Origin of the sequence: Aquirufa esocilacus, assembly GCF_042715595.1 — a bacterium.
Lineage (GTDB): Bacteria > Bacteroidota > Bacteroidia > Cytophagales > Spirosomataceae > Aquirufa > Aquirufa esocilacus.
Map to the genome: position 1 here is coordinate 1164058 of NZ_JBBKXX010000001.1, position 26185 is coordinate 1190242.

25 protein-coding genes are annotated in these 26185 nt (G+C 43.8%); 11 read left to right on the forward strand and 14 right to left on the reverse strand.

Going from position 1 to position 26185, the window contains the following annotated elements:
• Positions 1-15: 15 nt before the first annotated feature.
• Entirely contained in the window at positions 16-585 is a 570-nt protein-coding gene (locus SKC37_RS05150) for a hypothetical protein (RefSeq protein WP_377980432.1), read from the forward strand.
• Between the two features lie 17 nt (positions 586-602).
• Positions 603-1655 (forward strand): Hint domain-containing protein, encoded by a 1053-nt coding sequence (locus SKC37_RS05155; RefSeq protein WP_377980433.1) that lies wholly within the window; start codon positions 603-605, stop codon positions 1653-1655.
• Positions 1656-1798: 143 nt separating this feature from the next.
• Here SKC37_RS05155 and SKC37_RS05160 read toward each other — a convergent pair whose 3' ends face one another.
• From SKC37_RS05160 to SKC37_RS05170, 3 genes are all read right to left on the reverse strand, one after another.
• Positions 1799-3472: a bifunctional metallophosphatase/5'-nucleotidase gene (locus tag SKC37_RS05160; RefSeq protein ID WP_377980434.1), complete on the reverse strand. Its 1674-nt coding sequence runs from the start codon at positions 3470-3472 to the stop codon at positions 1799-1801.
• A gap of 5 nt (positions 3473-3477) precedes the next feature.
• Positions 3478-4524 carry a c-type cytochrome gene (locus SKC37_RS05165; RefSeq protein WP_377980435.1) on the reverse strand — a complete coding sequence of 349 codons (1047 nt, stop codon included), beginning with the start codon at positions 4522-4524 and terminating at the stop codon, positions 3478-3480.
• An 89-nt stretch (positions 4525-4613) separates the two neighbouring features.
• Positions 4614-5270 (reverse strand): DUF2202 domain-containing protein, encoded by a 657-nt coding sequence (locus SKC37_RS05170; RefSeq protein ID WP_377980436.1) that lies wholly within the window; start codon positions 5268-5270, stop codon positions 4614-4616.
• A gap of 143 nt (positions 5271-5413) precedes the next feature.
• On the opposite strand from SKC37_RS05170, the gene SKC37_RS05175 reads away from it, so the two are divergent.
• Positions 5414-6604, forward strand: coding sequence for an NAD(P)/FAD-dependent oxidoreductase (locus SKC37_RS05175; protein ID WP_377980437.1), 1191 nt, complete (start codon positions 5414-5416; stop codon positions 6602-6604).
• 32 nt (positions 6605-6636) lie between these two features.
• Here the strand turns inward: SKC37_RS05175 and SKC37_RS05180 are convergent, their stop codons facing one another.
• On the reverse strand, positions 6637-7041 hold the full coding sequence (locus SKC37_RS05180; RefSeq protein ID WP_377980438.1) for a DsrE family protein: 405 nt from the start codon (positions 7039-7041) through the stop codon (positions 6637-6639).
• A 34-nt stretch (positions 7042-7075) separates the two neighbouring features.
• On the opposite strand from SKC37_RS05180, the gene SKC37_RS05185 reads away from it, so the two are divergent.
• The 4 genes from SKC37_RS05185 (at position 7076) to SKC37_RS05200 (ending at position 9167) form a co-directional block, all read left to right on the forward strand.
• Positions 7076-7669 carry a class I SAM-dependent methyltransferase gene (locus tag SKC37_RS05185; protein WP_377980439.1) on the forward strand — a complete coding sequence of 198 codons (594 nt, stop codon included), beginning with the start codon at positions 7076-7078 and terminating at the stop codon, positions 7667-7669.
• A 68-nt stretch (positions 7670-7737) separates the two neighbouring features.
• The gene (locus SKC37_RS05190) at positions 7738-8043 is read left to right on the forward strand and encodes a rhodanese-like domain-containing protein (RefSeq protein WP_377980440.1); all 306 of its coding nucleotides are present in this window, start codon (positions 7738-7740) and stop codon (positions 8041-8043) included.
• Between the two features lie 114 nt (positions 8044-8157).
• Positions 8158-8457, forward strand: a complete 300-nt coding sequence (trxA, locus tag SKC37_RS05195) for a thioredoxin (RefSeq protein ID WP_130897006.1) — start codon at positions 8158-8160, stop codon at positions 8455-8457.
• Positions 8454-9167, forward strand: coding sequence for a thioredoxin domain-containing protein (locus SKC37_RS05200; protein WP_377980441.1), 714 nt, complete (start codon positions 8454-8456; stop codon positions 9165-9167). The genes trxA and SKC37_RS05200 overlap by 4 nt, the downstream gene beginning before the upstream one ends.
• Before the next feature lie 141 nt (positions 9168-9308).
• On the opposite strand, the gene SKC37_RS05205 is transcribed toward SKC37_RS05200, so the two are convergent.
• From SKC37_RS05205 to dinB, 5 genes are all read right to left on the reverse strand, one after another.
• Complete coding sequence (locus SKC37_RS05205) at positions 9309-10505, reverse strand: MFS transporter (protein WP_377980442.1); 1197 nt, start codon at positions 10503-10505, stop codon at positions 9309-9311.
• A 63-nt stretch (positions 10506-10568) separates the two neighbouring features.
• Positions 10569-11135, reverse strand: a complete 567-nt coding sequence (locus SKC37_RS05210; RefSeq protein WP_377980444.1) for a Crp/Fnr family transcriptional regulator — start codon at positions 11133-11135, stop codon at positions 10569-10571.
• Between the two features lie 122 nt (positions 11136-11257).
• Entirely contained in the window at positions 11258-11764 is a 507-nt protein-coding gene (gene msrB / locus SKC37_RS05215) for a peptide-methionine (R)-S-oxide reductase MsrB (RefSeq protein ID WP_377980445.1), read from the reverse strand.
• A gap of 208 nt (positions 11765-11972) precedes the next feature.
• Entirely contained in the window at positions 11973-14891 is a 2919-nt protein-coding gene (locus tag SKC37_RS05220; RefSeq protein WP_377980446.1) for a DNA polymerase III subunit alpha, read from the reverse strand.
• Positions 14892-16127: a DNA polymerase IV gene (gene dinB / locus SKC37_RS05225; RefSeq protein WP_377980447.1), complete on the reverse strand. Its 1236-nt coding sequence runs from the start codon at positions 16125-16127 to the stop codon at positions 14892-14894.
• Between the two features lie 108 nt (positions 16128-16235).
• Here dinB and SKC37_RS05230 point away from each other — a divergent pair, with 108 nt between their 5' ends.
• Together SKC37_RS05230 and SKC37_RS05235 are read left to right on the forward strand one after the other, a co-directional pair.
• Entirely contained in the window at positions 16236-16934 is a 699-nt protein-coding gene (locus SKC37_RS05230) for an XRE family transcriptional regulator (RefSeq protein ID WP_130896999.1), read from the forward strand.
• A 92-nt stretch (positions 16935-17026) separates the two neighbouring features.
• The gene (locus SKC37_RS05235; protein ID WP_377980448.1) at positions 17027-19123 is read left to right on the forward strand and encodes a Tex family protein; all 2097 of its coding nucleotides are present in this window, start codon (positions 17027-17029) and stop codon (positions 19121-19123) included.
• A 205-nt stretch (positions 19124-19328) separates the two neighbouring features.
• Here the strand turns inward: SKC37_RS05235 and SKC37_RS05240 are convergent, their stop codons facing one another.
• The 4 genes from SKC37_RS05240 to SKC37_RS05255 are packed head-to-tail and all read right to left on the reverse strand — an operon-like array spanning position 19329 to position 22297.
• Entirely contained in the window at positions 19329-19646 is a 318-nt protein-coding gene (locus SKC37_RS05240) for a heavy-metal-associated domain-containing protein (RefSeq protein ID WP_377980449.1), read from the reverse strand.
• Between the two features lie 4 nt (positions 19647-19650).
• Positions 19651-19854, reverse strand: coding sequence for a heavy metal-binding domain-containing protein (locus SKC37_RS05245; protein ID WP_377980450.1), 204 nt, complete (start codon positions 19852-19854; stop codon positions 19651-19653).
• Position 19855: 1 nt separating this feature from the next.
• Positions 19856-21859, reverse strand: coding sequence for a TonB-dependent receptor plug domain-containing protein (locus tag SKC37_RS05250; protein WP_377980452.1), 2004 nt, complete (start codon positions 21857-21859; stop codon positions 19856-19858).
• Between the two features lie 42 nt (positions 21860-21901).
• Positions 21902-22297 (reverse strand): HYC_CC_PP family protein, encoded by a 396-nt coding sequence (locus tag SKC37_RS05255; RefSeq protein WP_377980453.1) that lies wholly within the window; start codon positions 22295-22297, stop codon positions 21902-21904.
• Between the two features lie 35 nt (positions 22298-22332).
• Here SKC37_RS05255 and SKC37_RS05260 point away from each other — a divergent pair, with 35 nt between their 5' ends.
• Both SKC37_RS05260 and SKC37_RS05265 read left to right on the forward strand, forming a co-directional pair.
• Positions 22333-23931: a S8 family serine peptidase gene (locus tag SKC37_RS05260; RefSeq protein WP_377980454.1), complete on the forward strand. Its 1599-nt coding sequence runs from the start codon at positions 22333-22335 to the stop codon at positions 23929-23931.
• The gene (locus tag SKC37_RS05265; protein WP_377980455.1) at positions 23928-25037 is read left to right on the forward strand and encodes an acyltransferase family protein; all 1110 of its coding nucleotides are present in this window, start codon (positions 23928-23930) and stop codon (positions 25035-25037) included. Before SKC37_RS05260 ends, SKC37_RS05265 begins: the two co-directional genes overlap by 4 nt.
• 216 nt (positions 25038-25253) lie before the next feature.
• On the opposite strand, the gene SKC37_RS05270 is transcribed toward SKC37_RS05265, so the two are convergent.
• Positions 25254-26183, reverse strand: coding sequence for an ROK family protein (locus SKC37_RS05270; RefSeq protein WP_377980457.1), 930 nt, complete (start codon positions 26181-26183; stop codon positions 25254-25256).
• Positions 26184-26185 lie beyond the last annotated feature (2 nt).

Consider the following 26185-nt stretch of genomic DNA (forward strand, 5'->3'; position numbering starts at 1 on the left):
TGAAATCCTTTTAGAATGCGTCGTCTTCAATCACTGCTGTTAATTGTTTGGCTTTTAAATACACCTGTAGAACTTCATTCCTTCAATTCAGTTCGGGAATATCAAAATCCAGTAGAAACCTTTTCCGGAAAGTATAAAGTATATGAATTCACGGTAAAAAAAGGTCTTTTTAAACGCATCAAGCCGGATTTATACTATTGCAGTAAATATAATGCATTCATCGAATTTCATCTAAATATTACATACAACTTTGACGAAAGTGGTTTTTTTCGCAAATCAGATTTAGTTAAACATTTTAAAAATAGGGTATCACCTACCCTACTAATTGATAAGGAAAATTGGTTTGCTCTTTCCGGATTTAACAAAAAGAGAGACATCGCGTACTACAAAGGTTTTTATGAAGAATTTTATAGTATGCAAGGTCGAGACTCTGGTAAACCATCCTGGGTGTGGTCTAGATCAGGGGTCATTGAAATACGCTACCCGGAAATGTATAAAAAAGAATTAGATCCTATTGTCTCTAGCATTAACAAATCATTCAAATTTGATGTAGCGGCAACCTTTGAAACAGAAATGAATCCATAACTAATTAATTTATTCAAATGAAAAAGACCCTAGCAAAATTTGCACTAGTAATTTTAACCATCCCTACCATCTCTTTCGCTCAACTACCTGTCATTAGAGCCGTGGGAGGAGCAGGCAAAAATGTCAATTGGCCACAAGAGAAGAAAAATGCAGATCCTGACGGCCCTGGCTATTTTTCAAATGACTGTTCACAAGGCGTAAAACCTACCAAAGCCTCTTCAACACTTGCTGGACAAGGGAATAAGAATTATGGAGTAAAAAACTTATCGGATTACAATCCTATGAGCGCTTGGGTGGAAGGAAAAGCAGATTACGGAATAGGTGAATCTTTTGAAATTAGAGCTGCTGGGGTGAACAGCATCTATAATGGATATCAATCATCCCCTAAAAACTGGCTAGAAAATTCAAGAGTAAAACGTTTTAAGGTGTACAGAAACAACGCGCCTATCTGCTTCCTAGACTTAACGGATGAAATGGGGGGGCAAAGATTTGAACTTCCTGGTCACAATAATTACAATGCAGAAAAAGAGTACACTTTCAAATTTGAAATTGTTGATGTGTACAAAGGAACGAAATGGCCAGATGTGGCTATATCAGAAATAGACGTAGTACTTTGTTGTTTTGTGGAATCAACGGTTATTAATACTGAGAATGATTCCAAAAACATATCCGATATTAAATTAGGGGACAAAATATTTTCGGTGGATATTAATTCTGGGAAAATCAATTCAACACAAGTAGAGAAAGTAACCAAGCAGACTCACCTCAGTGTTTTAAAAATCGCTACAGAGAAAAGACAAATTGAATTGACTTTTGATCATCCATTATATATCAAAGACTTTGGTTTTTCATCGATTTCTCGCTACATGCAAGCTAAAAAAATAACGAATTATACCGATTTGATCAATAAAATCGAAATTTTAGTACTTGATGAAAATAACCAAAATACGGTATTTGAAAAGTTGAAAAAGATCGAATTAACGGAGGGAACCTTTGAAACATATTCCATCTTACAATTAAGTGAGGGCAAAACATTTGTTGCCAATGGCTTTGTAACTAAGGTCTATTAACTAAAACAGAATTAGATCATCTCAAAAGCTAGCATCAGCACAAACTGAATGCTAGCTTTTTTTATGTCCCATAAACACAAAAATAGGATGTCGAAACTAATCGACACCCCATCTCTACTCTATACTCTCCTATCTATAATCTCCTATCTAAACGTATAATCCACACCCGTAACTTGACTCAACAAATCTTGAGGACCATCTAGAATCTTCGCGTCGTGACGTAAAATAGGTGTCACTGGAGAGAATTTTGCTAAGTACTCCTTCATCATTGAGTGTAAAGTATAGGCCGTATTAGTTGCCTCTTTTACTCCTTTCATACGGCACAGCATATCTTCCGGATCGCCATCGCGCTCGCAAGCGCACAAGGTATACATACGGCTTTTATCTAATTCAGCGCCCGCAATGGTCACTTTTTGAACGCGCTGTCCTACCCGCTCAAAGGCTTTGAATTCGACTTGCATTCCTTTAAAGCGGATAAGCCAGCCACCAAAACGTTTGGAAGCATCCTGGGCAAACACATTCTGCATCTCTTTTTCTAACCAATCTAAAATCTGTTGTCCGGAAGCTTTCGCTGTTCGGATAGTACTATCCACTGGTAACATATCGTATAAATAGCCCTCCGTAATCGCTACTTTTCCATCTTTTCCAGGGACGCGTGGTGGACAAAAACGGAATCCATTAGATAGAACAACGTCCGCATTTACTTTCCATTTTAAGGCATCTACAATCATTGTGTCGATGGTATTCTCTACCACAAAGTTGCGGTAAAGAGGGACCGTGCTATATCCTAGTACTTTATTAATTTCTTCCTTGTACGGCTTCTCTAAGTCTTGAACTAAGGCTTTGATCGCTGGATCAGCTGGGTATTTGATGGGATCGACTTCCACTAATTCATAGGTAGAACCTAGGACTTTACCATCCTTAACTTGAATATCGAGTTTGCCAATAAACGAACCAAAGGCTCCTGGCTCCACAATCTTCGTGTATTCCGCTTGTATCGGTTTACGAACCCTTTCATGTGTATCTGCCCCAAAAATATAGTCTACTCCTTGGCAATCAGGATTATTGCCCAAAGCAATTTGCTGAGATAAACCTAAGTGAGATAAGATAATCACAAAGTCACATTGCTCTTGCTCGCGCAATAGCGTCACGTATTCCTTCAGATTATCTTCTGGTTTCGTATAGACAATACCCTTTGAATACAAAGGAGATTGACGCAAGGGAACTAAAGGGTCTGTATAGCCTAAGAAACCTATTTTAATCCCCATACGATGCATGATTTGGTAAGGCTGGAAGATGAGTTCACCTTTCTTTCCATCCCCTAAATCATGGTACATATTAGCACAGATTTTGGGAGCTAATAACCCTCCCAATAATTTCTGCATGTTCTTTTTATAATAAACTACCTCCCAGTTTCCCGGTAGGTATAGATCATAATCCATCGCATTTAATAAAGGAACGAATGCCTGCCCCGTTGTTTTCACGGAGAGCATACTTCCTTGGAACATGTCTCCAGTATCGAGCGTAATGGTATTCTGAGGATTTTTCTCCTTTAATTTCTGTAAAGCGGTGGCCATATGAGGATATCCTCCAGCCTTGCGAAAGGTCAACTCATTATTCTCCCAAAACAATTCATCGTGTGCATGCAATTGACAGTGCACATCCGTGGTTTGAAGAATCGTAATTTGACCAGATCCAGCGATTGATTTTGTTGATGAAGTAGTATTCTCTGCATTTTTAGCTTGTAAGCCTACAGGCGTTAACGCTGCCACACTCGTCAGTATTCCGCCTTGTAAAAATTTTCTTCTAGAGTTCATTCGGTTTATTTTTTAGACTTCTTGTGTTTCGCAATCCATTCTTTAATCGGCTTATATGGGCCATATTTATGTTGTTCTTCTGTAAAAGGATCAGCATAAGGGCCAAAAGGATGGTCAAAAGGCTTACCCGCGACATCCGGCCAGTCCTTGCTTAAATCTTTACTAGGCCGAGGCATGGAATTGACATAAGCCGCTAAATCCCATGCTTCCTCATCTGTTAACTGCGGTTTCTCGTAATTCGCTCCTAATGGCATGTTGTATTTAACATACCCAGCAAAATTGGACATCCGGTAAAGCCCTGCCCCATGATTATAACTATGAGGGCCCCAAAGTGGTGGATAAGTATATGACTTCCCATTTTCAGCCAGCACGCCACCGCCATCTGCCTGATGACAGGACTGGCATTTAGCTGCGTAAACTTCCGCACCTTTAGCGGGATCAATCGCGCGTTTTAAACCTTTTAATTTGAAAATCCCTGATCCCTTAGGAGACTTACCTTTCTTCACATCCGTGCCTAGCCATTTAATATAGGCCAAAATCGCACGCATCTCCTTGCTTTCAGCCGGCAATGCCTGCCCATTTAAACTACGTTCAAAACAATCATTCACGCGCTTCACCTGATCTTCAATGGCCCCTGAACGAGCTCTGAATTTAGGATAGGTTGATTGTACCGCGAAATAATTATTTCCCCAAGGCTGCGTACCTGCATTTAAGTGGCAGTTTTGGCAATTCATCCCATTGGAAATAGCCTTAACAGAACCCTTTGGCCCTAAATAATCAGATGTATGGGCAATTAACTCTTTACCGTATTCCACTAGTTCTTTCTCCTCTGGCTTTAGATACATCATTCGCCAATCCGATGGTGCCGTCCAAAGATGAGTAAAGTTAGAATCTGGCTCCACATAAACTTGAGTAGAATCAGTGGCATCACTAGCTGAACTAACATGGGAGAACCCTAAATAACCCAATAAACCAAACAGGGCAATTAATAAGGCATAAAGGAATACTTGTAATAAGCCTGGCTGAGTTGAATTTGAACTAGTATTAGACATAGAGGTACTGTATTTAAAGCTGTTAACGTACAAAAGACTAGATAAAACAGCATAAACAATGTGACATTTGTCACTATTACGATAAAAGATTACATTTTTTCAGTAGGCGTTGTCACGATTGCGTCAAATTCGGCTTTGGTAATATAAACAGGGGTGTAAGTGCCTCCCGCATTTGTCAGATTCTTGAAAAAGGAACGTAAGTGGTTGCGGCTACCTTTGTTTAAAAAATCATACACTAATTTGACATCCTGATTATTAGTTACCGCGATGGATTTATTCAAATCAAAAATATCCAATTCCTCAATTTTTGCCCCCACTTGATAGGCTGCTAATACGCTCCCATTCCCTTGGCTTACTAGCGCATTATACAGTGATTGAAGATCTGCATTAGCAAAAACGCCGCGTGGATTCTTATCCATAGGATCGACTAATTGGTATTTAGTTATAATCGTTAACATCGCCTCCATATGGCTCAATTCGCTATTGGGGATGTTTTGGAAAATCTTAACCCCATATTTATCAAACATCGCTTGATATACATCGTAGGCTAACTTTTCCTCCTCTCGAATAAACAAAACACGCTGCTTTTCAGCTGAGTCTAATGGTTCTACAGGCAAACTAGAGACTGTAGCTTGAATGGCGGACAAACTTTGAGACAAATTGCCTTGATCATCCCCTAGAGGACCTCCTTTTTCACAACTACTTAAAAAGACAAGAACAGCAACGAACGATAGGACCTTTTTCATATGAGATTATTTATATTTTTCTCAAAGGTAGAGTGCACTAAAAGGAGAAAGCGTGATATTACTCACGAAAACAGACATGTGACTTTTATCACTTTTTGGCAAGAAAATAGGAGCTATTTTTGAATAAACTTAGACTGTTAACCATGAAAACACATCACCATATTGTCATCGTTGGCGGGGGAAATGCCGGTATTTCAATCGCCTCGCAACTATTACGTAAAGATTCATCTTTAGACATCGCCATCATCGATGGCGCAAAGAAACATTATTACCAACCCGCTTGGACCTTAGTAGGTGGTGGAGAATTCAATATTCAAGACACAGAACGCGATGAAGCATCGGTCATCCCTGCCGGAACCACGTGGATCCAACAGATGGTTTCGGGTTTTAAACCAGAAGAGAACAAGGTTACCTTAGCTGATGGAACCGATTTAGGTTATGATTATTTAGTGGCAGCTCCTGGGATCCAATTGAATTGGGGGGAGATAAAAGGCTTAAAAGAAAATCTAGGTAAAAATGGAGTTTGCTCTAATTATAGTTTCGAAACAGCCCCTTACACCTGGGAATGTATTCAGAAGACTAGAGGCGGCAAGGCAATTTTCACCAATCCACACACCCCCATTAAGTGCGGTGGTGCTCCTCAAAAGATTATGTACTTAGCTGCTGATTATTTCAAAAAACACGGCATTGATAGTCAGGTGGAGTTTTGGAGTGGAGGTACACGTGTTTTTGGCGTAGAAAAATACGAAAACACCTTAAAAAAGGTCATTGCTCGATACGGTATACATACACAATTCTTTGTGAAGTTAGACGAAATCGATGGACCAAACAAAAAAGCAAAATTTGTGGGAATAGGTGAATCTAATAAAGATCAAGAATATTGGGTTGAATACGATATGATTCACGTCACTCCACCACAATCTGCTCCAGACTTCATTAAGACTAGTCCTCTTGCCAATACTGCAGGTTGGTTAGATGTGGAAAAACACACCTTACAACATATTAAATTCAATAATATATTCGGGTGTGGTGATGCAGCTAATCTTCCCGCATCACGAACTGGAGCAGCTATTCGAAAGCAGGCCCCCGTTTTAGTAAGCAATTTATTAGCTGTTATGAAGGGCAAATCGATGACTGCCTCCTATGATGGTTATTCTTCTTGTCCCATTATCACTGGTTATGACAAATTGGTATTAGCAGAATTTGATTATAATAATAAACCGGTAGAGACATTCCCATTTGATCAATCGAAAGAGCGCTGGTCTATGTACCAAATGAAGAAATACCTACTTCCCTATTTGTATTGGAATCAAATACTTCCCGGAAAGATGTAAAAAAAAGGCCGCTGTTAGAGCGGCCTTTCAACTTAATATTTGAGATAGGCCCAGCCGGCCTCTTGCTTAAGGACGACTTCTGCTACACCAGAGGGAACTGTGCCCGCTTGTGTTAAAATAGTAGAGCGATCGATTTTGCGTTCGCGAATCGTATTTTCACAGGCTTTGAACAAAACACCCGTAGCTGCTAATTCTGCAATTTTGGCTTTTTGCGTCGTTTTGCCATCGATTAAAATACCGATACCAGAACCATGAGCGACTAATTCAATTTGTGTAGTAGGCCCCAGTGCGGTTTGAAGGTTAGAAATATTCTTCAACGCTCCGTGCCAAACCAAGGTATCTGAAGTATTTAATTGCACAACCACTTTGTGTGTTTGTGCGTTAGCTGCGAAAGAAATGAAAGCAACAAATAAGGTTAACAGTAGGTTTTTTTTCATGATTATATTTTTTACTAAACTACAAATTTTACAAATGAAAGCAATGTGGAACGAGCGTTATCAAACGGACGAATACCAATATGGAATAAATCCAAATGATTTTATGAAAGAGCAAATCTCACCCCTACCCTCGGGCCGCATTTTATTCCCAGGTGCTGGAGAGGGACGAGATGCCGTTTTTGCTGCCAAAAAAGGATGGGAAGTCCACGCTTTTGACCTAAGTGAACAAGGTAAAGCAAAGGCGGAAAAATTAGCTTCAGCCGAAAAAACACGGATTCACTATAAAGTGGCAGATGCAGCGCTGGTAAAATTCCCTATGGAATCTTTTGACGTCATTGCCTTAACCTATTTCCATTTGCCCTTAGAGACTCGATTACACTTTTACAAGCAATGCGTTTCCTGGCTTAAACCTGGCGGTTTACTTATTTTAGAGGGATTCAATCAGCGCCAACTAGGATTAAGTTCTGGAGGACCTAAAAACATAGACTGGTTATTTTCCTCTGCAACCATTGCTGCTGAATTCCCTGGCTTAAAGATTATTGTAAACGAAGAGAAGCAACGCACATTGAATGAAGGGCCACTTCACCAGGGTTTAGCAGAGGTTGTACAATTAGTGGGACAAAAATAAGGAGCGGACAAATGTCACGTTCAAGCAAAATTCAGCGACCTATATTTGCCTATATAAACACAGAAATTATGTTAGAATTACTCAAAAATTTATTCGGATTTGGGCCAAAGGTTGACTTCAAGGCACTTTTAGCGGATGGTGCGACATTAGTTGATGTCCGTACTCCAGCAGAATTCAAAGATGGACACATCAAAGGAGCCATCAATTTACCTTTGCAAACTTTAGGTTCTAATTTGAACAAACTAAAGAAAGATCAGGTTATAATTACTTGTTGCCGCTCGGGAAGCCGCAGTGGAATGGCACGCCGCCAGTTGCAAGCTGCCGGTTATACGCAGGTGTACAATGGAGGGCCGTGGACTTCACTTAATGCATAAAAAAAAGAAGGAATGGTGAATGGTAAATGGTGAATGGTAAATGTTTCCCTCAGACTCATTCCCTCCGAACTGCCTACAGACAACTGCACACTACCCACTGAAAACTAACAAATTATGAGCAAATTCGCCGACCTATTGAAATCGCCAGAACCCGTTTTAGTTGATTTTTCAGCTGAATGGTGTGGCCCATGCAAGCAATTAAAACCTATTTTAGAGCAATTAAAGGCTAAAATTGGTAATTCTGCCAAAATCATTAAAATCGATGTCGACAAGAATCGTACCTTAGCAGATAAATTCCAAATCCGTTCCGTACCTACGATGATCCTATTTAAGGATGGCAAGTCGGTTTGGCGCCAATCAGGGGTAATTCCTGCGAGTACTTTGGAAGGTATCATTAAACAACATTCAAAATGAGAAACGTTTTATATTCATTTTTAGTCCTTGGACTTTTATTTTCATGTGGTCCAAAAGAAGGTCAACAAGATTTAGGTGTATCAGAATTCCAAACAGCTTTAACGGCTGAATCGAAAGCTCAGATTTTAGATGTCAGAACCATCGATGAATTCCAAAACGGTCACATCGAGGGTGCACTGAACGCAGATGTGAGCTCAGCGGCTTTCCAACAAATTGCCTCAGGCTTAGATAAAGACAAAACTGTTTTCGTCTACTGTCTTTCCGGTGCAAGATCTGCTTCAGCCGCAGGAATGCTAAAAGAAATGGGCTTCAAATCTATCATCAATTTAACAGGCGGTATGTTAGCTTGGCAATCAGCTAATCTTCCCGTAGCTACTGGCGAAGCGAAACAAGCAGGTTCTGCCGGTTTAACAGAAGCTACTTTTGCCGAAAAAATCAAAGGCAAACCGATGGTCATCATCGATTACAATGCCACTTGGTGCGGCCCTTGCAAGCAATTAAGCCCCATCTTAAAGGAATGGGTTAAAGCTCAAAACGGTAAAGTAGAACTAATCGAAATCGATGTAGACGAAAACCAAGAGCTAGCAAAATCCAAGAAAATCGAAGCTATTCCTTACCTAGAAATGTACAAGAATGGCGTTAAGACGTGGTCTAGCGTGGGATTGATAGGGAAAGAGGAATTAGATAAGTCAGTGGGCAGTGGGCAGTAGACAGTGGACTGTTTAGAGTCTGGAGGGAATTAGTCCGGAGGAAAGATTTACCACTTACCATCTTCCCCTCCTTGTTCAGTTGTTAATGGTGATTCTTTTTTGAAAATTATTGCGCAGCACAATTTTAAAAAAGAATCACTATTAACAAATCATCCTCCACTTAATCACCCCCGCGGAACCCAAAGTCAATAATCCAATGACGATTACACTCACTTCTAGTACGAAATAGTCCGCTAAAATTCCAGTTAATATAGCTCCAAAAGCATAGCCTAAATCACGCCACAAGCGAAAAGTGCCTAAACTAGCAGCCCGATCAGCTGGGTGTGTATTTTCAGCGATGGACGCTAAAAAAGTCGGATAGACAACCGCTGTTCCTATGCCTATCACAAAGGATAGGATAGCAAAAGCGGCGAATGTTTGAGCCCAAATAAGACCTAATATGGCAAAGGCTTGAAGAAGCATGCCGATAAACAACAAATCTTTTTGGCAAATAAAATCGGATAAACGTCCTGTTCCTAACTGCGCTAGGCCCCAAACAAGGGGATAGATGGCCGTTATAATCCCTATTTGGCCTATATCAAATCCTTTAGTAGCTAATAACAGGGGAAATAGCCCCCAAATCATCCCATCATTCAGATTATTGACAAGCCCTGCTTGAGAGATAGCTCCTAAATTACGATGCAATAAAGAAGTATCCCAAAAGGGTTTTTTAAGTAAAGGGAGCGAACTTTCTTGGGCCGCTTTTTGGACAAATGACCGAGTATCTTTCACCCAAATCCAAGAAATCAACAAGCCTAAAAACACAAATACAATCCCTACATAAAAGGGATAAGGCCTAATTCCATACGTATTCGCTATCCAGGCCGTTAAAAGCGCCACTAAACCGACGGATAAATACCCCGCGAATTCATTAATTCCCATGGCTAAACCCCGCTGCTTATCCCCCACTAGATCGATTTTCATAGTCACGGTACTAGACCAAGCGAGGCCCTGATTAATTCCCAAAAGTACATTAGCAGCCACAATCCAATTCCAAGTGGGCGCCCACATCAACAAGAACGGAATGGGAATCGCAAAAAGCCAACCGTAAATCAACAAACGTCTACGGCCCAATGTATTCGCAAAATGACCAGCGAAGTAATTTGTTAAGGCTTTGACAATACCAAAAACGACAATAAAGGAAAATATGGCCGAATGAGAGGCAATATGAAATTCCTGAGCTGCTAATTGAGGCAAAATGGAACGTTCAAGGCCGACCATCCCGCCCACAAAGGCATTCACTAAAACCAACAAACTAAACTGCTGCCAATTCTCTTTCAATCCGAACCGAACTTCCATTTGCGTAAAATTTAGACACAAAGGTGCTCAGATGAACGCCAAAAGCACTTAACAAATGTTAAATTAGGATTTCTTCGCGCGAATGCGACTCAAACTTACCTGCGTGATTCCCAGATAAGAGGCAATAAATTTCAATGGAGCCCTCTTTAATACCTCAGGCTGCTCTTTCTCTAATAAGTGATAGCGTTTCTCTGCCGCATGAAACTGCAAATTTTCTATCCGTTGTATAGTCTCCACATAGGCCTTTTCAAACAATTTCGAGAACAATCGCTCGATATCCCGGTGCTCTTCATACAGAGAAGTTAAAGCGGACGTATCTATGGACCAAAGCTCCGAATCCTCCAAAACCTGTATGCCTTTTTGACTAGGCTTACCCGCAAAAAGGCTTTCAGCCCGCGCAATCAAGTTGAATTCGCCATAAAATCCCTCTGTCACATCCGTTCCATCTTTGACGTAATAAATACGTGCCATTCCTTTTTTCAAAAAATAAAGGGTCTTGCAGGTTTGGCCGATGGATTGTAAATCCTGGTTTTTAACAATACTAATCTCCTGGCAAATACCTGCCAATGCCTCTTGAGAAGCTACGCTCAGAGGGTAAATAGACTGGAAATAGGGGATGATGAGGGACATAGTTAACAGTTGTCAGTGGAGAGTGGTCAGTGGTCAGTCGGCAGTCCGGAGGGAATGAGTACGGAGTAGAGAGTAGAGAGAAAACATTCACCACTTACCATTCACCATTTACCATCTATACTCTATTTCTTCACCGCTTCAAACCCAATCGACACCGAATTCACGCAATAGCGCAAACCTGTATCTGTAGGACCATCGTCAAAAACGTGGCCTAAATGGCCTCCGCATTTTGCACAGGTAATTTCTGTGCGGCGCATTCCTAAGGTATTGTCTACGGTTTCTTTAATGACGCCTGCTTTCACTTCTTTGTCAAAACTAGGCCAACCGCAATGCGAATCGAATTTAGAATCAGAGCTAAAAAGGGGGGCTCCGCAGCCTCTGCACGTATACATTCCTTTTTCGTTGTGCATTAAGAATTTGCCGGTGTAGGGATGTTCGGTGCCTTTTTGGCGTAAAATATAATATTCTTCTTCCGTCAATTTAGCCTTCCATTCGGCTTCTGTCTTAGGCAAATTTTCCATCGTCTTTGTTGCTGTAGTTGCTATCGTTTGTGTAGGCGTTTGTTTGGGTTGTTGTCCACAAGCCTGCAGGCTTATGAATACGAATACTAATCCTAGAATCTTTTTCATGTGATTGTGATTTATAGCATAACGCAAGATAAGGGAAAAAGGTTTACGCGCCGCATGCGGCAGTAGACAGTGGGCAGTGGACAGTAGTCCGGAGGAAATGAGTCCGGAGGAAACATTTACCATTCACCACTTACCATTTACCATCCTCTCCTCTCTATACTCTCTTATCTCTACTCTACTTTATTCTTTGTGCTTTGTGCTCTATGCTTTAGACGTACCGCGGATCCACCCGCCACGCTAACTTCCGCAATTGTTGCACGCGCAGGGTTCTATGGCCAAAATCGTCCATCGACACGCCCTGCATCCAATAAATTCCACTGCCCCGGAAAGAATAGTTCTTTAGGTCGGAGGGGAAATGGACCGTATCAAAGAACTCGCCTTGGAGGTCCACAAAGTAGCCAAAATACATTCGTTCGCCCTGTTTCGTTCGGGTGGACTTTAAGGTGACGAGGTAGCCGATGATATCGCCTTTAGGCAATACCAAATCCGCATTCAATAAGGTCTCTGGTAATTCCTCAAGCAACAAAAAGGGCGAACAGAGAGGAAAACCGAGAATTTCCCATTGGTCGAAAGCATCCTCCTCGGGTTCGTGGATAAGCGGCGGCAAAACCCCGATGTCAGGGGAAAGCTCCTCGAACATCTCCATCGAGACCACCGTAGAGACTTTGCCTTGAAAACGCGCGTGCGCCTCCCATAATAGGGGCTTTTTGGCCTGACCTAGGTTGCGAAAGGCACCTATGCGAATCAACAAAATCGATTGCTCTAGCCCGATGGACACGCGGTGCACAAAATCCTCCCAAGAACGGAAAGGCCCAGACTGCCTCCGCGCCTCGAGTATTTCTTGGATGACCCGCTTCTCCAGGCCTTTGATATGTACCCAGCCCAAATAAATGCGCTTGCCTTCGATCCGGGTTAGGTATTCGCTCTCATTGATCTCCGGTGCCTCCACCTCTGCTCCACAGCGCCGAGCCTCGTGCACATAAAATTCGGTTCGGTAGAATCCTCCAAAATTATTAATCACCGCCACCATAAATTCGAGCGGGTAATAGGTCTTCAGATAGAGACTTTGGTAGCTTTCTACGGCAAAAGAAGCCGAGTGCGCTTTCGAAAAGGAATAGCCCGAAAAGCTTTCCATCTGCCTCCACACCTCGCGTGAAACGGCTTCTGGATAGCCTTTGGCGGCACAATTCTCGAAAAAAGCCTGCCTGATGCGGTCAAATTCAGCTCTAGAACGGTATTTACCCGACATCCCGCGGCGCAGTACATCGGCCTCCGCTAAGGTCAGTCCGGCAAAATAGTGAGCCACCTTGATCACGTCTTCCTGGTAGACCATCACGCCATAGGTTTCCTTCATCAGCTCCCCCATCAGCGGGTGCACGGGTTCATAGGAATCCGGCGCGTGGAAACGCTCGATGTAGGCCTTCATCATCCCAGATGAGGCGACGCCGGGGCGAATGATGGAAGAGGCGGCGACTAGGGTGATGTAATCTTGGCAACGTAGCTTCTTTAAGAGCGAACGCATCGCGGGCGATTCGATGTAGAAGCAACCCATCGTCTCGTGGCGCATCAGCTGTTTGCGCACGCCTTCGTCTTTCATAAAGTCCTGAACGCGGTGGACGTCGACATCGACTCCCCGGTTTGCGCGGATGATGTCGACGGACTCTTTGATGTGGCCGAGGCCTCTTTGGGACAAAATATCAAACTTCGCAAAGCCGATCTCCTCCGCCACGTACATATCGAACTGGCAGATGGGGAAACCTTTGGGCATTCCCTCCAAGGCCGTGTAAGCGGATAAAGGCGCGTCCGAAATCAGGATGCCGCCCGCGTGAATGCTGAGGTAATTAGGGAAATCGAGCAAGAGTTGGCCGTATTTGACGATCAGCGCCTGTATTTCAGATGTCACCTCCCGCATGGCGGTGGCGGGATCGAGCCAGGCGTCTATCTCGGCTTTGGGAAGACCAAAAACCTTCGCCAATTCCCGGTAAATCGACTTATCCCGAAACGTCACATAGGTGGCCAGAAGACACACGTGCTTCGCCCCATAGCGCTTAAAGATGTAATCGATGATGTCATCCCGTTCATCCCAAGAGAAATCTATGTCAAAATCCGGCGGACTCGTCCGGTGTTTGTTGATGAAACGCTCGAAATAGAGGTCTAATTCGACCGGATCCACGTCTGTAATCCCGATACAATAGGCCACAATGGAATTCGCCCCAGAGCCACGCCCCACGTGAAAATAGCCCCTAGAACGCGCATAGCGAATGATATCCCAGGTAATCAGGAAATAGGCATTAAAATCCAGCTCGTGAATAATCTTCAATTCCTTCTCCACCCGCGCCTTCGCCTCGCGATCGCCGCGCGGATAACGATACCGCAAACCCTCGTAAGCTAGCTTGGTGAGGAGGGCTAAATCGTCTTCTTTGGAAGAACTAAACAGCGAACGATTCTTTGGCTTTTTAAAATCAAAACTAAAAGAGCAATCCGCTAAGATTTTATCCGCCTCCGCTAATAGCTGCGGATAATCCGCACAAGAAGCCGCTATTTCAGCAGGAGTATAGAAACGTTCGTCTGCCTGCGCCTGGTCTTTGGACGAAAGTTTGCTCAATAAAGTATTCAAATCGATCGCGCGCAGCAATCGGTGCATCGAAAATCCACGCTGATCCAGAAAGGTAAACGGCTGACACCAGACAAAATCACGCAGGTCTTTTTCTTTCCAAAGCAAATTCCGGTCACTCGCCCGCACGCCCCAGCGCTCCCGCGGACCAGCCAGCGTCTTAATCTTTTTCCGCATGGCTAGCGGATAAATCGTCCACACATCGTCTGAAACAGGAGGTCGCTCTGGCCAGGGCTCTTTGGACACTAAATACTTCGTCGCAAAATCATTAATCTGCAAAAAACCGTGTTCATTCCGCGCTAAACACACATAACCCGCCTCGAACTCCATCCCCACCACAGGCTTAATCCCCTCCTGCTGACACGCCTGCACGAAATCAAAGACGCCGGAACTCCGGTGGATATCCGTTAAGGCCAACGACGTAATGCCGCGCGCCTTCGCCTCCTGAACTAATTGCTCAGGCGAAAGCGTACCATAGCGCAAGCTGTAGTAGGAATGGCAGTTCAAATACATCTATTCGTCGTTTTTTGCGTGTGACGCACCAGGAGGTAAAGTAGCGAGTGGCGCACCAGCAGCAGGCAGTCGATTCCTCCGTTCGGCACTCCCCATCAATCCGCTCGCACGCAAGATGGAAAACTCGCCGTAGCGGTTCTTCAGGGAATCCATCGCCTGATACAGCGGCACGAGCTTCGCCCCGTCGTCAAACAGATTCAATTGCTCCTGCCCTTGTAACAGTTTGGAGAAACGCACCCCGATCAGCCGAATCAACAGCCTGCGGTCATACAGCTTCTCGAACAATTCGTAGACCGCCGGAATCAGGCGGTGGTCGCTAGCAGAAGCGGGGATACTGATTTGACGGGTATGGGTGTCAAAATTCGAGTAACGCACCTTCACCGTAATACAGGAGGTACATTGCCCCAGCTTGCGCAAATCATAGCTCAGCTGCTCGGTCAGCGAACCCAGGATCCGTCGTAATAAAATCACATCCGTACTATCCTGCTCAAACGTTATCTCCTTAGACAGGGACTTCTGTTCAGAATAAGGCACCACAGGACGCAGATCGATGCCATTAGCTCTTTCCCAAAGCATCGTCCCCGACTTCCCAAAGGTTCGCTCTAACACCCGCTGCGGCATTTGGCTGAGCGTTCCTACGTTAACAATCCCCATATTGCGCAGGGTTTGGGCCGTGACGGCACCGATCATCGGGATCTTGTTCACCGTCATCGGCGCTAAAAAGGCTTTCTCCTGACCGGCTAGCACCTGGTACTCCCCGGCGGGCTTGACGTGATTCGTCGCGACTTTGGAAACCGTCTTATTCACCGACAAACCAAACGACATCTGCAACCCAATCTGCTTTTTAATCCGATCCCGCAAATCCTGGGCAAAAGCATAGGACCCAAAAAAGCGCTCCATCCCCGTCATATCTAAATAAAACTCATCAATCGAAGCTTTCTCCACCAAAGGCGCCCGCTCCATAATCAACGAAGTCACCATCTCCGAATGCTGCACATACGCCTCGTAATCACCCCTTAACACAATCGCATCTGGACACAATTTCAGCGCCATCTTCATGGGCATCGCAGAACGCACCCCAAAAGCCCGCGTCTCATAACTACACGCCGCCACCACGCCTCGATCCGAACCGCCGCCCACAATGACCGGCTGGCCCACGAGTCGTGTATCTCGGAGTCGCTCTACCGAGACAAAGAAACTGTCTAAATCCATGTGCACAATCGCGCGCTCCTGCATAAAATTGGTAGATATTTGGGTATTTTGAATACCTTTCGTAACTTCGAAAAGTATACGAAGAAATTTTAGATACGAATTTTATTCATTTTCCTTTAATAAACAAATCGCATGAGCACTTTTTTTAGTCAGAATTTACGTTTTTTACGCAGCAAGATGTCGGAGAAAACTTCGCAGGAAAAACTGGCGGAATTACTGAATATTAAGAAGCCGACTTTGGGCTCGTATGAGTCCGGAAGAGCGGAGCCTAAATATGCGGATTTGATCTCCCTAGCGGAGTTTTTCAAGGTCGAAGTGGATGAATTATTGAAAGAAGATTTGTCCAAAAGAATCCCCGGCTTGTCGAACAAACCTAAGCTACGAATTTTAGCTACGACGGTCGACGCGAACAATGAAGAGAATATCGAGATGGTACCGGTCAAAGCTTTGGCAGGATACACCGCCTCCTACGACGACCTCGACTTCGTCCGCGACCTCCCTACGTTCCAAGTGCCTTTCCTACCTAAAGACAAGAAATACCGCGTTTTCCCCATCAAAGGCGAATCGATGTTGCCCCTACAACCGGGCTCTTTAGTCTTCGCTGAATACGTCGAAGACTGGACCCAAATCAAGGATGGCACGATCTGCATCGTCGTGACCCGTGAGGACGGCGTCGTGTTAAAACAGGTCATCAACCACCTCGCAGAACGCAAAGTCTTGATACTGAACTCCACGAACAAGACTTACGATCCTTACCCGATTTTGGGCTCTGAAATCCAGGAAATCTGGAAGTTCGCGGGGTATTTTTATAATGAATTTCCAGAAAACTAAAAAAATGATGAATGGTAAGTGGTGAATGGTAAATGAAAATTTACACCGAACCCCATTTACCATTTACCACTCACCATTTACCATCTCTATAGATGATCTCACGCATATCCCACTCCCTTTCCATTTCCGAAAACCAAGTTCGCAAAACCATCGCCCTATTGGACGAAGGCGCCACGATTCCCTTTATTTCCCGTTACCGCAAGGAGGCGACCGGAAGTTTAGACGAAGTACAGGTGGCTGCGATTCGTGATTTACGGGACCAGTACGTGGAATTAGAGAAGCGCCGCGAGGCGATTTTGAAGTCACTACAGGAACTCGAGAAATTGACGCCAGAATTAGAGAAGGCGGTTAGAGGGGCTGAGACTTTGGCCAAATTAGAGGACATCTACCTCCCCTACAAACCCAAGCGCAAAACGCGCGCGATGGCGGCCCGTGAAAAAGGCTTACAAGAGCTCGCAAACCAAATCCGCTTACAAGGCCTAAAAGACCCAGAGGTCTTAGCAGCTGAATACTTAGACAACGTAGAGGAAGCGTTAGCGGGCGCTCGGGATATTTTAGCAGAGGAGATGATGGAAACGGCTGAAGCCAGAGAGGAAGCAAGAAATCTATTTACGCGCAAAACAACGGTTAAATCTACCGTTGCCAAAGGCAAAAAAGACGAGGGCATTAAATACAAAGATTATTTCGACTGGTCTGAATCCTTGGCACAAGCGCCGTCTCACCGGGTTTTGGCCTTATTCAGAGGCGAAAACGAGGGGATTCTAAATCTGAACTTAACAGGTCCAGACGAGGACGTATTAAATAGATTAGAGCGCCGCTTCTTAACCGGAAACAATGCCTGCGCGAAACAAGTGGGATTAGCCATTCAAGATGGGTATAAACGCTTGCTGATGCCAGCGATGGAAACCGAAATGCGGGCTGAGGCGAAGAAACGTGCAGACGAGGAAGCCATTCGCGTATTCGCAGAAAATATCAGACAACTGTTATTAGCGGCACCATTAGGCCAAAAACGTGTTTTAGCCCTCGATCCCGGCTTCAGAACTGGCTGTAAAGTCGTTTGCCTGGATGAACAAGGTACACTTTTAGACAATACCGCGGTTTATCCGCATACCGGACCTGGACAATCCGCAGAAGCTGCTCACACCATCCAAGCTTGGGTGAAACAATACAAAGTACAAGCGATTGCCATCGGAAATGGAACGGCAGGTCGTGAAACAGAATCCTTTGTGCGTGGACTTAAGCTAGAAGGGATTACCATCATTATGGTGAACGAAAGTGGAGCGTCCATCTATTCGGCCTCAGAAGCGGCGCGTGATGAGTTTCCGGATAAGGATGTAACGGTTCGCGGAGCTGTTTCGATCGGTAGACGATTGATGGATCCTTTGGCAGAACTCGTAAAAATCGATCCTAAATCCATCGGTGTGGGACAATACCAGCATGATGTAGACCAAAAGAAATTACAGGCCTCCCTAGACGACACCGTTATCTCCTGCGTGAACTCAGTAGGCGTGGAATTAAATACGGCCTCTAAACAGATTCTTTCCTATGTTTCTGGCCTAGGACCTCAATTAGCTCAAAACATCATCGACTACCGCACCAAGAACGGCCCATTCCTCAAGCGCTCTGACTTGAAAAAGGTCACGCGTCTAGGCGAGAAAGCTTTTGAACAAGCGGCTGCTTTCTTGCGCATTCGCAACGCGAAAAACCCATTAGACGCCAGCGCCGTGCATCCAGAACGATACGAAATCGTAGAGAAGATGGCGAAAGATTTGAACTGTAAGGTTTCTGATCTACTAGCGAACGAATCCTTACGCAAGCAAATTCGCTTGAGTCAATACGTGAATGCGGAAGTAGGTATGCCTACGTTGACGGATATCCTGGAGGAATTAGCGAAACCAGGTCGTGATCCACGCGAGCAATTCGAAGCTTTCGAATTCACGGAGGGAGTAAACTCGATTAAAGATCTTCGGGTAGGAATGATGCTTCCGGGAATTGTGACGAATATTACGAATTTTGGTGCCTTTGTCGATATTGGCGTTCACCAAGATGGATTAGTGCACGTCAGCCAGCTAGCGGACAAGTTTGTGAAAGACCCTAATGAAGTGGTGAAAGTGGCACAAAAAGTGCAAGTCCGAGTGACGGAGGTGGATGAGGTAAGGAAGAGGATAGCGCTGAGCATGAAGTGCTAATGATGAACTGATGATCTATCAGTATTAAAGCATAAAGCACAAAGAATAAAGTACAAAGATGGTATCGCCTTCGGCGATGAGCATGTGAACTGATTTAAAAAAAATCCTAAGGAAATAGTTCCCGAATTTATCCCCAAAGGGGATTCCTACTTTATTCTTTGTGCTTTATGCTCTATGCTTTAAAACTACATTAACCATTTAAAGGCTAATCTTTCTTTTTGCAGCAATTCGGCAATTTCGAATAGTCCTTAGCTACCGCTTTCACCTCATCTGCATCGTATCCCGTTTCAGAGATCGCTTTCCTGATACCAGCCGCATCGATTTTCGCTGAGTCATATTCTACAGTGATCACCTTGTCGTCTAGATTCAAATCGGATTTAGCAACGCCCTTAGTCAAGGCTAAATTTTTCTCAATGCGCTCTTTGCACATTTCGCAAATTGCGGAGGTTTTAATCTTTACTGTCTCTTTAGGACCAGCAAGCGCCAAAAATGGCAACATAAACAAAAATAGGATCTTTTTCATCGCTTTATTTTTTAACTACTTTCAAATCCATCGTGCAAGCAGGGCATTTACCTTTCTTCGAATAGGTCTTTTTGCCTTCACACTTCATTGGACACGCATATTCTTCTTTTTTGTTCTCTTTTGCAGCCTTTTGAGTGGCTTGAGAGGTGGACGCAATGGCCCCAAACATTCCCATTACTAGGGTCGAAACTAAGATGTACTTTTTCATATTAATTGATTTTAAAACGGATTCCTGTATAAACCATGGTGCCTACTATGGGCCCCCAAACCATCGATGCATCAAAACCCAACGCAAATGGATCTTTAGCACTCATAATCGGATTAGCTTGAGTAAAATTAAAAAGATTTTCCACACCTAGGTACAATTCCCACTTTTTAAATTGACGCGTCACTTGTGCGTTCACCGTAGAGAAAGCTGGGGCCAGAACGTCAGGAGAAGAAGCCGTATGCAAATGACCGATCGTCGCATTAGGAATTCGTCTTGTTCCATTCCATTGCCATGTTAGATCATATTTCCAAATTTCATATGGTGTCGCATAGGCCAAATTGACTAAAACCCGATCACGATTTAAAAATGGCTTTGACAATCGATTCAAAGCCCCCGATTCGGTTAAATAGTCCGCCTGCACATCTTGAAAACGATAGGCGGCTTTGAATTCAAAGCGCTTAAATGGACTATAATTAAACTCAGCCTGTAAGCTGGTCGAGTAAGATACTCCAGGGCTTGAGTAGAACCGAACACTCGAAGCTGACTCCATATCCACCATCCATTGGTGGGTAAAATCAGTTTGAAAGGCATCAATCACCAGATTTGCTTTGCGGGATCCGATGTTCATATTTTTCGTCAGTGTGATCCCGTAATTCCATGAAACTTCTAATGGATTTAGATTCCCGACTAATTTCAAGGCCCGGTTATTAATCAAATAACCCATATTTTCTGCCAAAGGATTCACCCGTCTCCACCCCTTTCCGGCAGATAAACGAACAATCCAATCAGGAGCTACATCCCATTTTAGATGCAGACGAGGTACCCACTGCGTACCTAGTTGATTATGGAAGTCGACTCTTTGGCCTAATACCACTGTTAATGCATTCGGAATCGTCCAGGTGTATTCTCCATAAATACCAGGTACTATTTCCGTGCGAGCAAAAGTAGAATCTATATAAGTCTCTTGATAGGAATCTAGTAAGAAACTCGCTCCAGCTTTCCAGGTATGGTTAGTGTTATCGATGATGGATTGAAAAATCAAATTCCCGTACATGCTCTGCTCTCTACCGTGGTAATTTTTTGTGGAAAAATAGGAGTCATTTGCATGATTTGCCGTACTTAAAATCAAAGCCAAGCCTTGATAAGGCTTTTGTGGATATAATCGAGCTACCTTAGCGAAAGTCTCAAATCGATCTGTCTTGCTCCCAAAGCCATAAATTTGCGAACGATCCGCTTCAGAAGTGAACGACTTTTGCCCCCCTAAACGATCTTCAAATAAGTAATTCGCTCCCCACTGGATCATCCAACGATCCGTCGCATATTTCCAGCGATTGAGGACATTCATTAAATTAAATAAGGGCAAATCCAGAAAGCCATCTCCATTGCCGTCTAGGCGAGCTGCCTGCTGAGAATAATGCGTAAACACACCAGTGGATAAGCGAGAATTGAAGCGATGAGCACCTTGTTGATTGACCTCAAAACGCCCCTGCGAGTTCGTGTAAGTATTTAAATAATAGACTTCGGAGGTGTCTGGCTTTGCCAGTTCAACATTGATCGCGCCGGTCATTGATTCATATCCATTCACAACGGAGATGGTTCCTTTGGCTAAATCAATCGATTTTATCCACGTTCCTGGTAAATAATTCAAGCCGTATGTGGATTTCAGTCCGCGGATCGATGGAATATTTTCCACATTCGTCTGAACATAATTTCCAGATAAACCCAGCATTTGGATTTGCTTGGATCCCGTCACCGCATCCGCATAACTCACGGAAACAGAGGCATTGGTTTCAAAACTCTCCGATAGGTTACAGCAAGCCGCTTTTCCCAAGGTTTTGATCGTCATTATCTCGGTGGCAAGAACTGCATTATCGTCTTTTTGGCCAGGATTAGCCACTATCCGAAATTCTTTTAATTCCGTATCGCGCTCAATACTGTCTTTTCGCACAACTTGTTGAGCCTGCAAAAGTGTAGAAAAACAGAGTAAAATAAGTAATTTATACATCGTTGTTTGGTTTTATATGATAGAAAAAAACTTCCTATCTTCTCAAATCAAATACGACTGTAATTGCGCTAAACGAATATGCAGCGAGAGCGGCGGTGCATTGGATTGGTCAGAAAAATAATCTAAATGCTGATTAAATACAAAGGGTTCTGAAAACTGCAGGTTGCTAGTAAAGGGCACAAATGCGAGAAAAATTGACTTATTACCCTTTGTCAAATCAAAATTAAACTTGACTTGATATTTCCCTAACAAACAGCATTTTGATCTTGAAATATGAGCTTCTGCTGTTTTTTGACAGCAGGATTCCACTTTTGTGATCGTTGTTTTCTTTGCCCCAGTATAGATGCAAGTGGCTTCGGTCCACGAAATACCTAAACTCCCAAAAAGAATCCAGGCGGCGAGGAAAATGGACGTGAAGCTTTTGGCAAAGAATTTCATCAAACGAATTTAGTTACAATTCACTAATTTGCTGTATGATTCAGCGGTTAATCTTTCTATTCCTTTTCAGTGCTAGCCTTCCCATGCAGGCTCAGACCTACCGCTACCTCATTCTTTTCAAAGACAAGGCTTCGAATAGTTATTCAATAAACAATCCTGGCGCTTTTTTAAGTTCCAAAAGCCTCGAACGTCGCCGCAAAAATCGCGTCGCCATTTCACCTCAAGACTTGCCGGTAAGCACCACTTACTTAGACCAAGTAAAAACCACCGGTGCGCGCATTTTGTTTCCCCTAAAATGGATTAACGGCGCTCTAATCACCCAAAAACCGAGTGAGCTTAAGAAAACACTTGCTCTAAGTTGCGTTAAAGGCCTTTATTGGAATTTTCCTGCAGATTCTAGTGCGGCCTTTCAAATTCAATCGGGGACACAATCCACTGCGATAAGTCCTGATTACGGGAATTCATCCACCCAAATCAACCAAATAGGCATCGACCAGATGCACACAAAAAACATCCTGGGAGATGGCATCCTAATCACTCTGCTTGATGATGGTTTTAAGAATACAAATACAGTGCCTTACCTACAGAATATAGTCAGCGAAAAACGAATCACCGCCACGCTGACCACAGACCCATCCGTTTCCTCTGTTTACACCAGCGGTGGACACGGAACAAACGTCCTTTCCACGATAGCTGGATACGAACCAGGTAAACTAATTGGAACAGCTTACAAAGCTTCCTTTGCTTTGGCCCAAACCGAAGAAAGCGGTCACGAATTAATCGTAGAGGAAGCGAATTGGCTAAGAGGCGCAGAATGGGCTGACAGCTTGGGGACAGACATCATTTCCTCCTCATTGGGCTATTCCACCTTTGACAATCCACTGCATAATCACACCTATGCGGACATGAATGGGAAGTCTACCCTCGTATCAAAAGCTGCCGCCTGGGCAACTGGCAAAGGAATTCTATGCACCATCAGTGCCGGAAACGAGGGAGCGAATGAGTGGAAATTTATCACCGCGCCCGCCGATGCTGATTCCATTTTAACGGTGGGAGCTGTGAATGCGCTGGGTGGATTATCTTCATTTAGTTCGATTGGACCCAGTTTTGATGGCCGGATTAAGCCTGATGTAGTGGCGTTGGGTTCAAATACCGTCGTGGGTAAAACAGATAGGACGGTAGGCATTTCTAATGGAACCTCCTTTTCAGCCCCTCTAGTGGCTGGGCTTGCAGCAGGTTTAATGCAATCTTTCCCAACTCATACCGCCCAACAAATCAGAAATGCTATCCTAAAATCAGGATCTCAATTTTCTCGAACAGATATGTTGCTGGGGTTTGGCATCCCTACTTTTGACAAGGCGAGTACCACAATAGAACTTATTTTAGGCAATGTAGAGGAGACGTTTTTACGCATTTACCCCAACCCAGCAAACCCAGGAGATGCCCTTCATATCTCGATTCCATTCCCTTCAGCAGCATTGGAAATAGTAAATAGCTCCGGAATCGTTGTTCATACCTTTTACCTAGCGCAATCAGAATCAACAATTTACCTCGGACCTTTCGTTTCTGGGAAATATTATTTTAGATTTACCACTGAATCAACCTCTATCGTCAAACCTGTCCTATTACTATGAAAACACGCTTCCTTTCCCTTGACATCCTCCGCGGAATTACGCTCGCAGGGATGATTTTGGTTAATAATACAGGTAATGGAGAATTCACTTATAGTCCACTACTACATGCAGAATGGAACGGCTTCACGCCTACAGACCTAGTTTTTCCAAGTTTCCTTTTCATGGTAGGAGTAGCCATGCGCTTTTCTTTCAAGACATTCAACTACGAATTAACTCCCTCGGTACGAAACAAAATTTTAAAGAGAACGCTTTATCTTTTTTTAATTAACTACTTCGTCTTCTATTTCCCTTTCACTGATTTTTCATTTGAAAAACTGCGTTTTTTGAACGTTTTACCTCGTATCGCTCTTTCCTACTGTGCCGTTTCCTTTTTAACCCTTCAGGTCCCATCCAAATGGTTAACATGGATTAATGCCGGTATTTTACTCTCATTTTGGGGTATTTTATATTTCTTTGGCGATGCTGGACTTTGGATGGATATTAGTTCGAATGCGGTCAGAAAACTGGATTTATTTTTATTTAGTGAATCCCATTTATACCATGGAAATGTGGTCAATGGCATCGCTCTTGCTTTCGACCCAGAGGGTTTCCTTAGTACATTACCAGCTATTTCAACCTGCCTTTTCGGCTATCAAGTTAGTCTGTATTTAGAGACTCAGGCCAAAGAAAACAAGTCGGCTTTACTCGGCCTTCTAGGCTGGGGCGCCGCGTTGATTTTATTAGCCGTGATCTGGGATTACGACTTTCCTATTAATAAAAAGCTATGGACGAGTTCTTTCGTTCTACTTTGCGCAGGAATTGACTTTATCTTGATCGGATTATTAAACTGGTGGATAGAGACCAAAGAACGTCATTTCGGCAATACGTTCTTCCTTGTTTTCGGGACCAATTCCATCCTTGCCTATGGAATTTCAGAAGTCATTGCCATTCAACTAGGAAATGTGCAAATCCAAGATATGTCAGCTAGTCAATGGCTGTATTGGCATCTCTTCGAACCCATCTTTGGCAAATACAATGGCTCATTGGCTTATGCCATAACCTTTGTGCTGGTTTGTTGGGGGGTGTGTTGGGTGTTTTGGAAGAAGAGAATATTCTTGAAAGTATAGCTTTTCGAGTCGGCGCCTTGCGCCTTAGTCGCTGGGTCGCCACTTCGTGGCTTAGTCGCTGCTTCGCAGCTTAGTCAACTTCGTTTTAGTCAAAGAGTCAAAAAGAGTGACTAAGTCCGCAGGACGACTCCTTTTCGCAAGCGAATTTTTAGCTGAGGGTAGTTTAGTTGAGGGATTTTAGAAATTATGGCGTAGACCAATTTGAAAATCCCTTAACTAAATAGCCTCAGAATGAAAAAGGAGCGCCGCACCAAAAACCCCTGCCGAATCACCCAACTTAGGCTTCACAATCGGGGTCAATACCTCTCCTGAATTGAAAATATACTTTTTGATTCGTTCGATTCCCTCTGTATACAGCAAATCGATATTCCCCACACCGCCACCGATGACGATGACCTGAGGGTCTAAGACGTTAATTAATGTGGAAACGGCACGACCAAAATTCTCTAGCATTCGCTCAATTGTAGCAGTTGCATGAATATCAGTTCCTGCGAGATGAGCTTGTAGGATTTGTGGCATGCGGAGTTTTTGGCCAGATTCCGCTAAATAAAACTCCTCTAAAGCAGGTCCAGAGATGACGTGTTCGACACAACCTGATTTACCGCAATAGCAGGCTTTGCCGCCTTCTTCTAGAATATTGTGTCCCCATTCGCCACCAATGCCATGTAAGCCATTGATAACTTGGCCGTGAACGACTAATCCACCGCCTACACCGGTTCCCATGATGATGCCAAAAACGACTTCCGCCTTTGGATTCACGTCTTGCACCGCACCCAAATGGGTTTCTGCTAACGCAAAGCAATTCGCATCATTTGCGAGACGTACTTCAACTCCTAAGGCTTTGGTTAAATCAGCTGCCATCGGACGACCATTCATGGAGGTCGTGTTGCAGTTTTTCATCGTTTGGGTAGCTGGATTCAAGACGCCAGGAGTGGCAAAACCGATTCGCTTAGGTGAAACACCCAGCTGTTCAGAGACGCGGGAAACTAAACGGGCTACTTGTGAAATGATGTGTTCGTAGCCTTTCGAAGCTTCGGTATTGATACGTTCGCGGGCAATGACCTGCGTTAAATCAGCGGATGACAATACGGCACATTCGATTTTGGTTCCCCCTAAATCGATGCCCCATACATAGGATTTTTCCATAG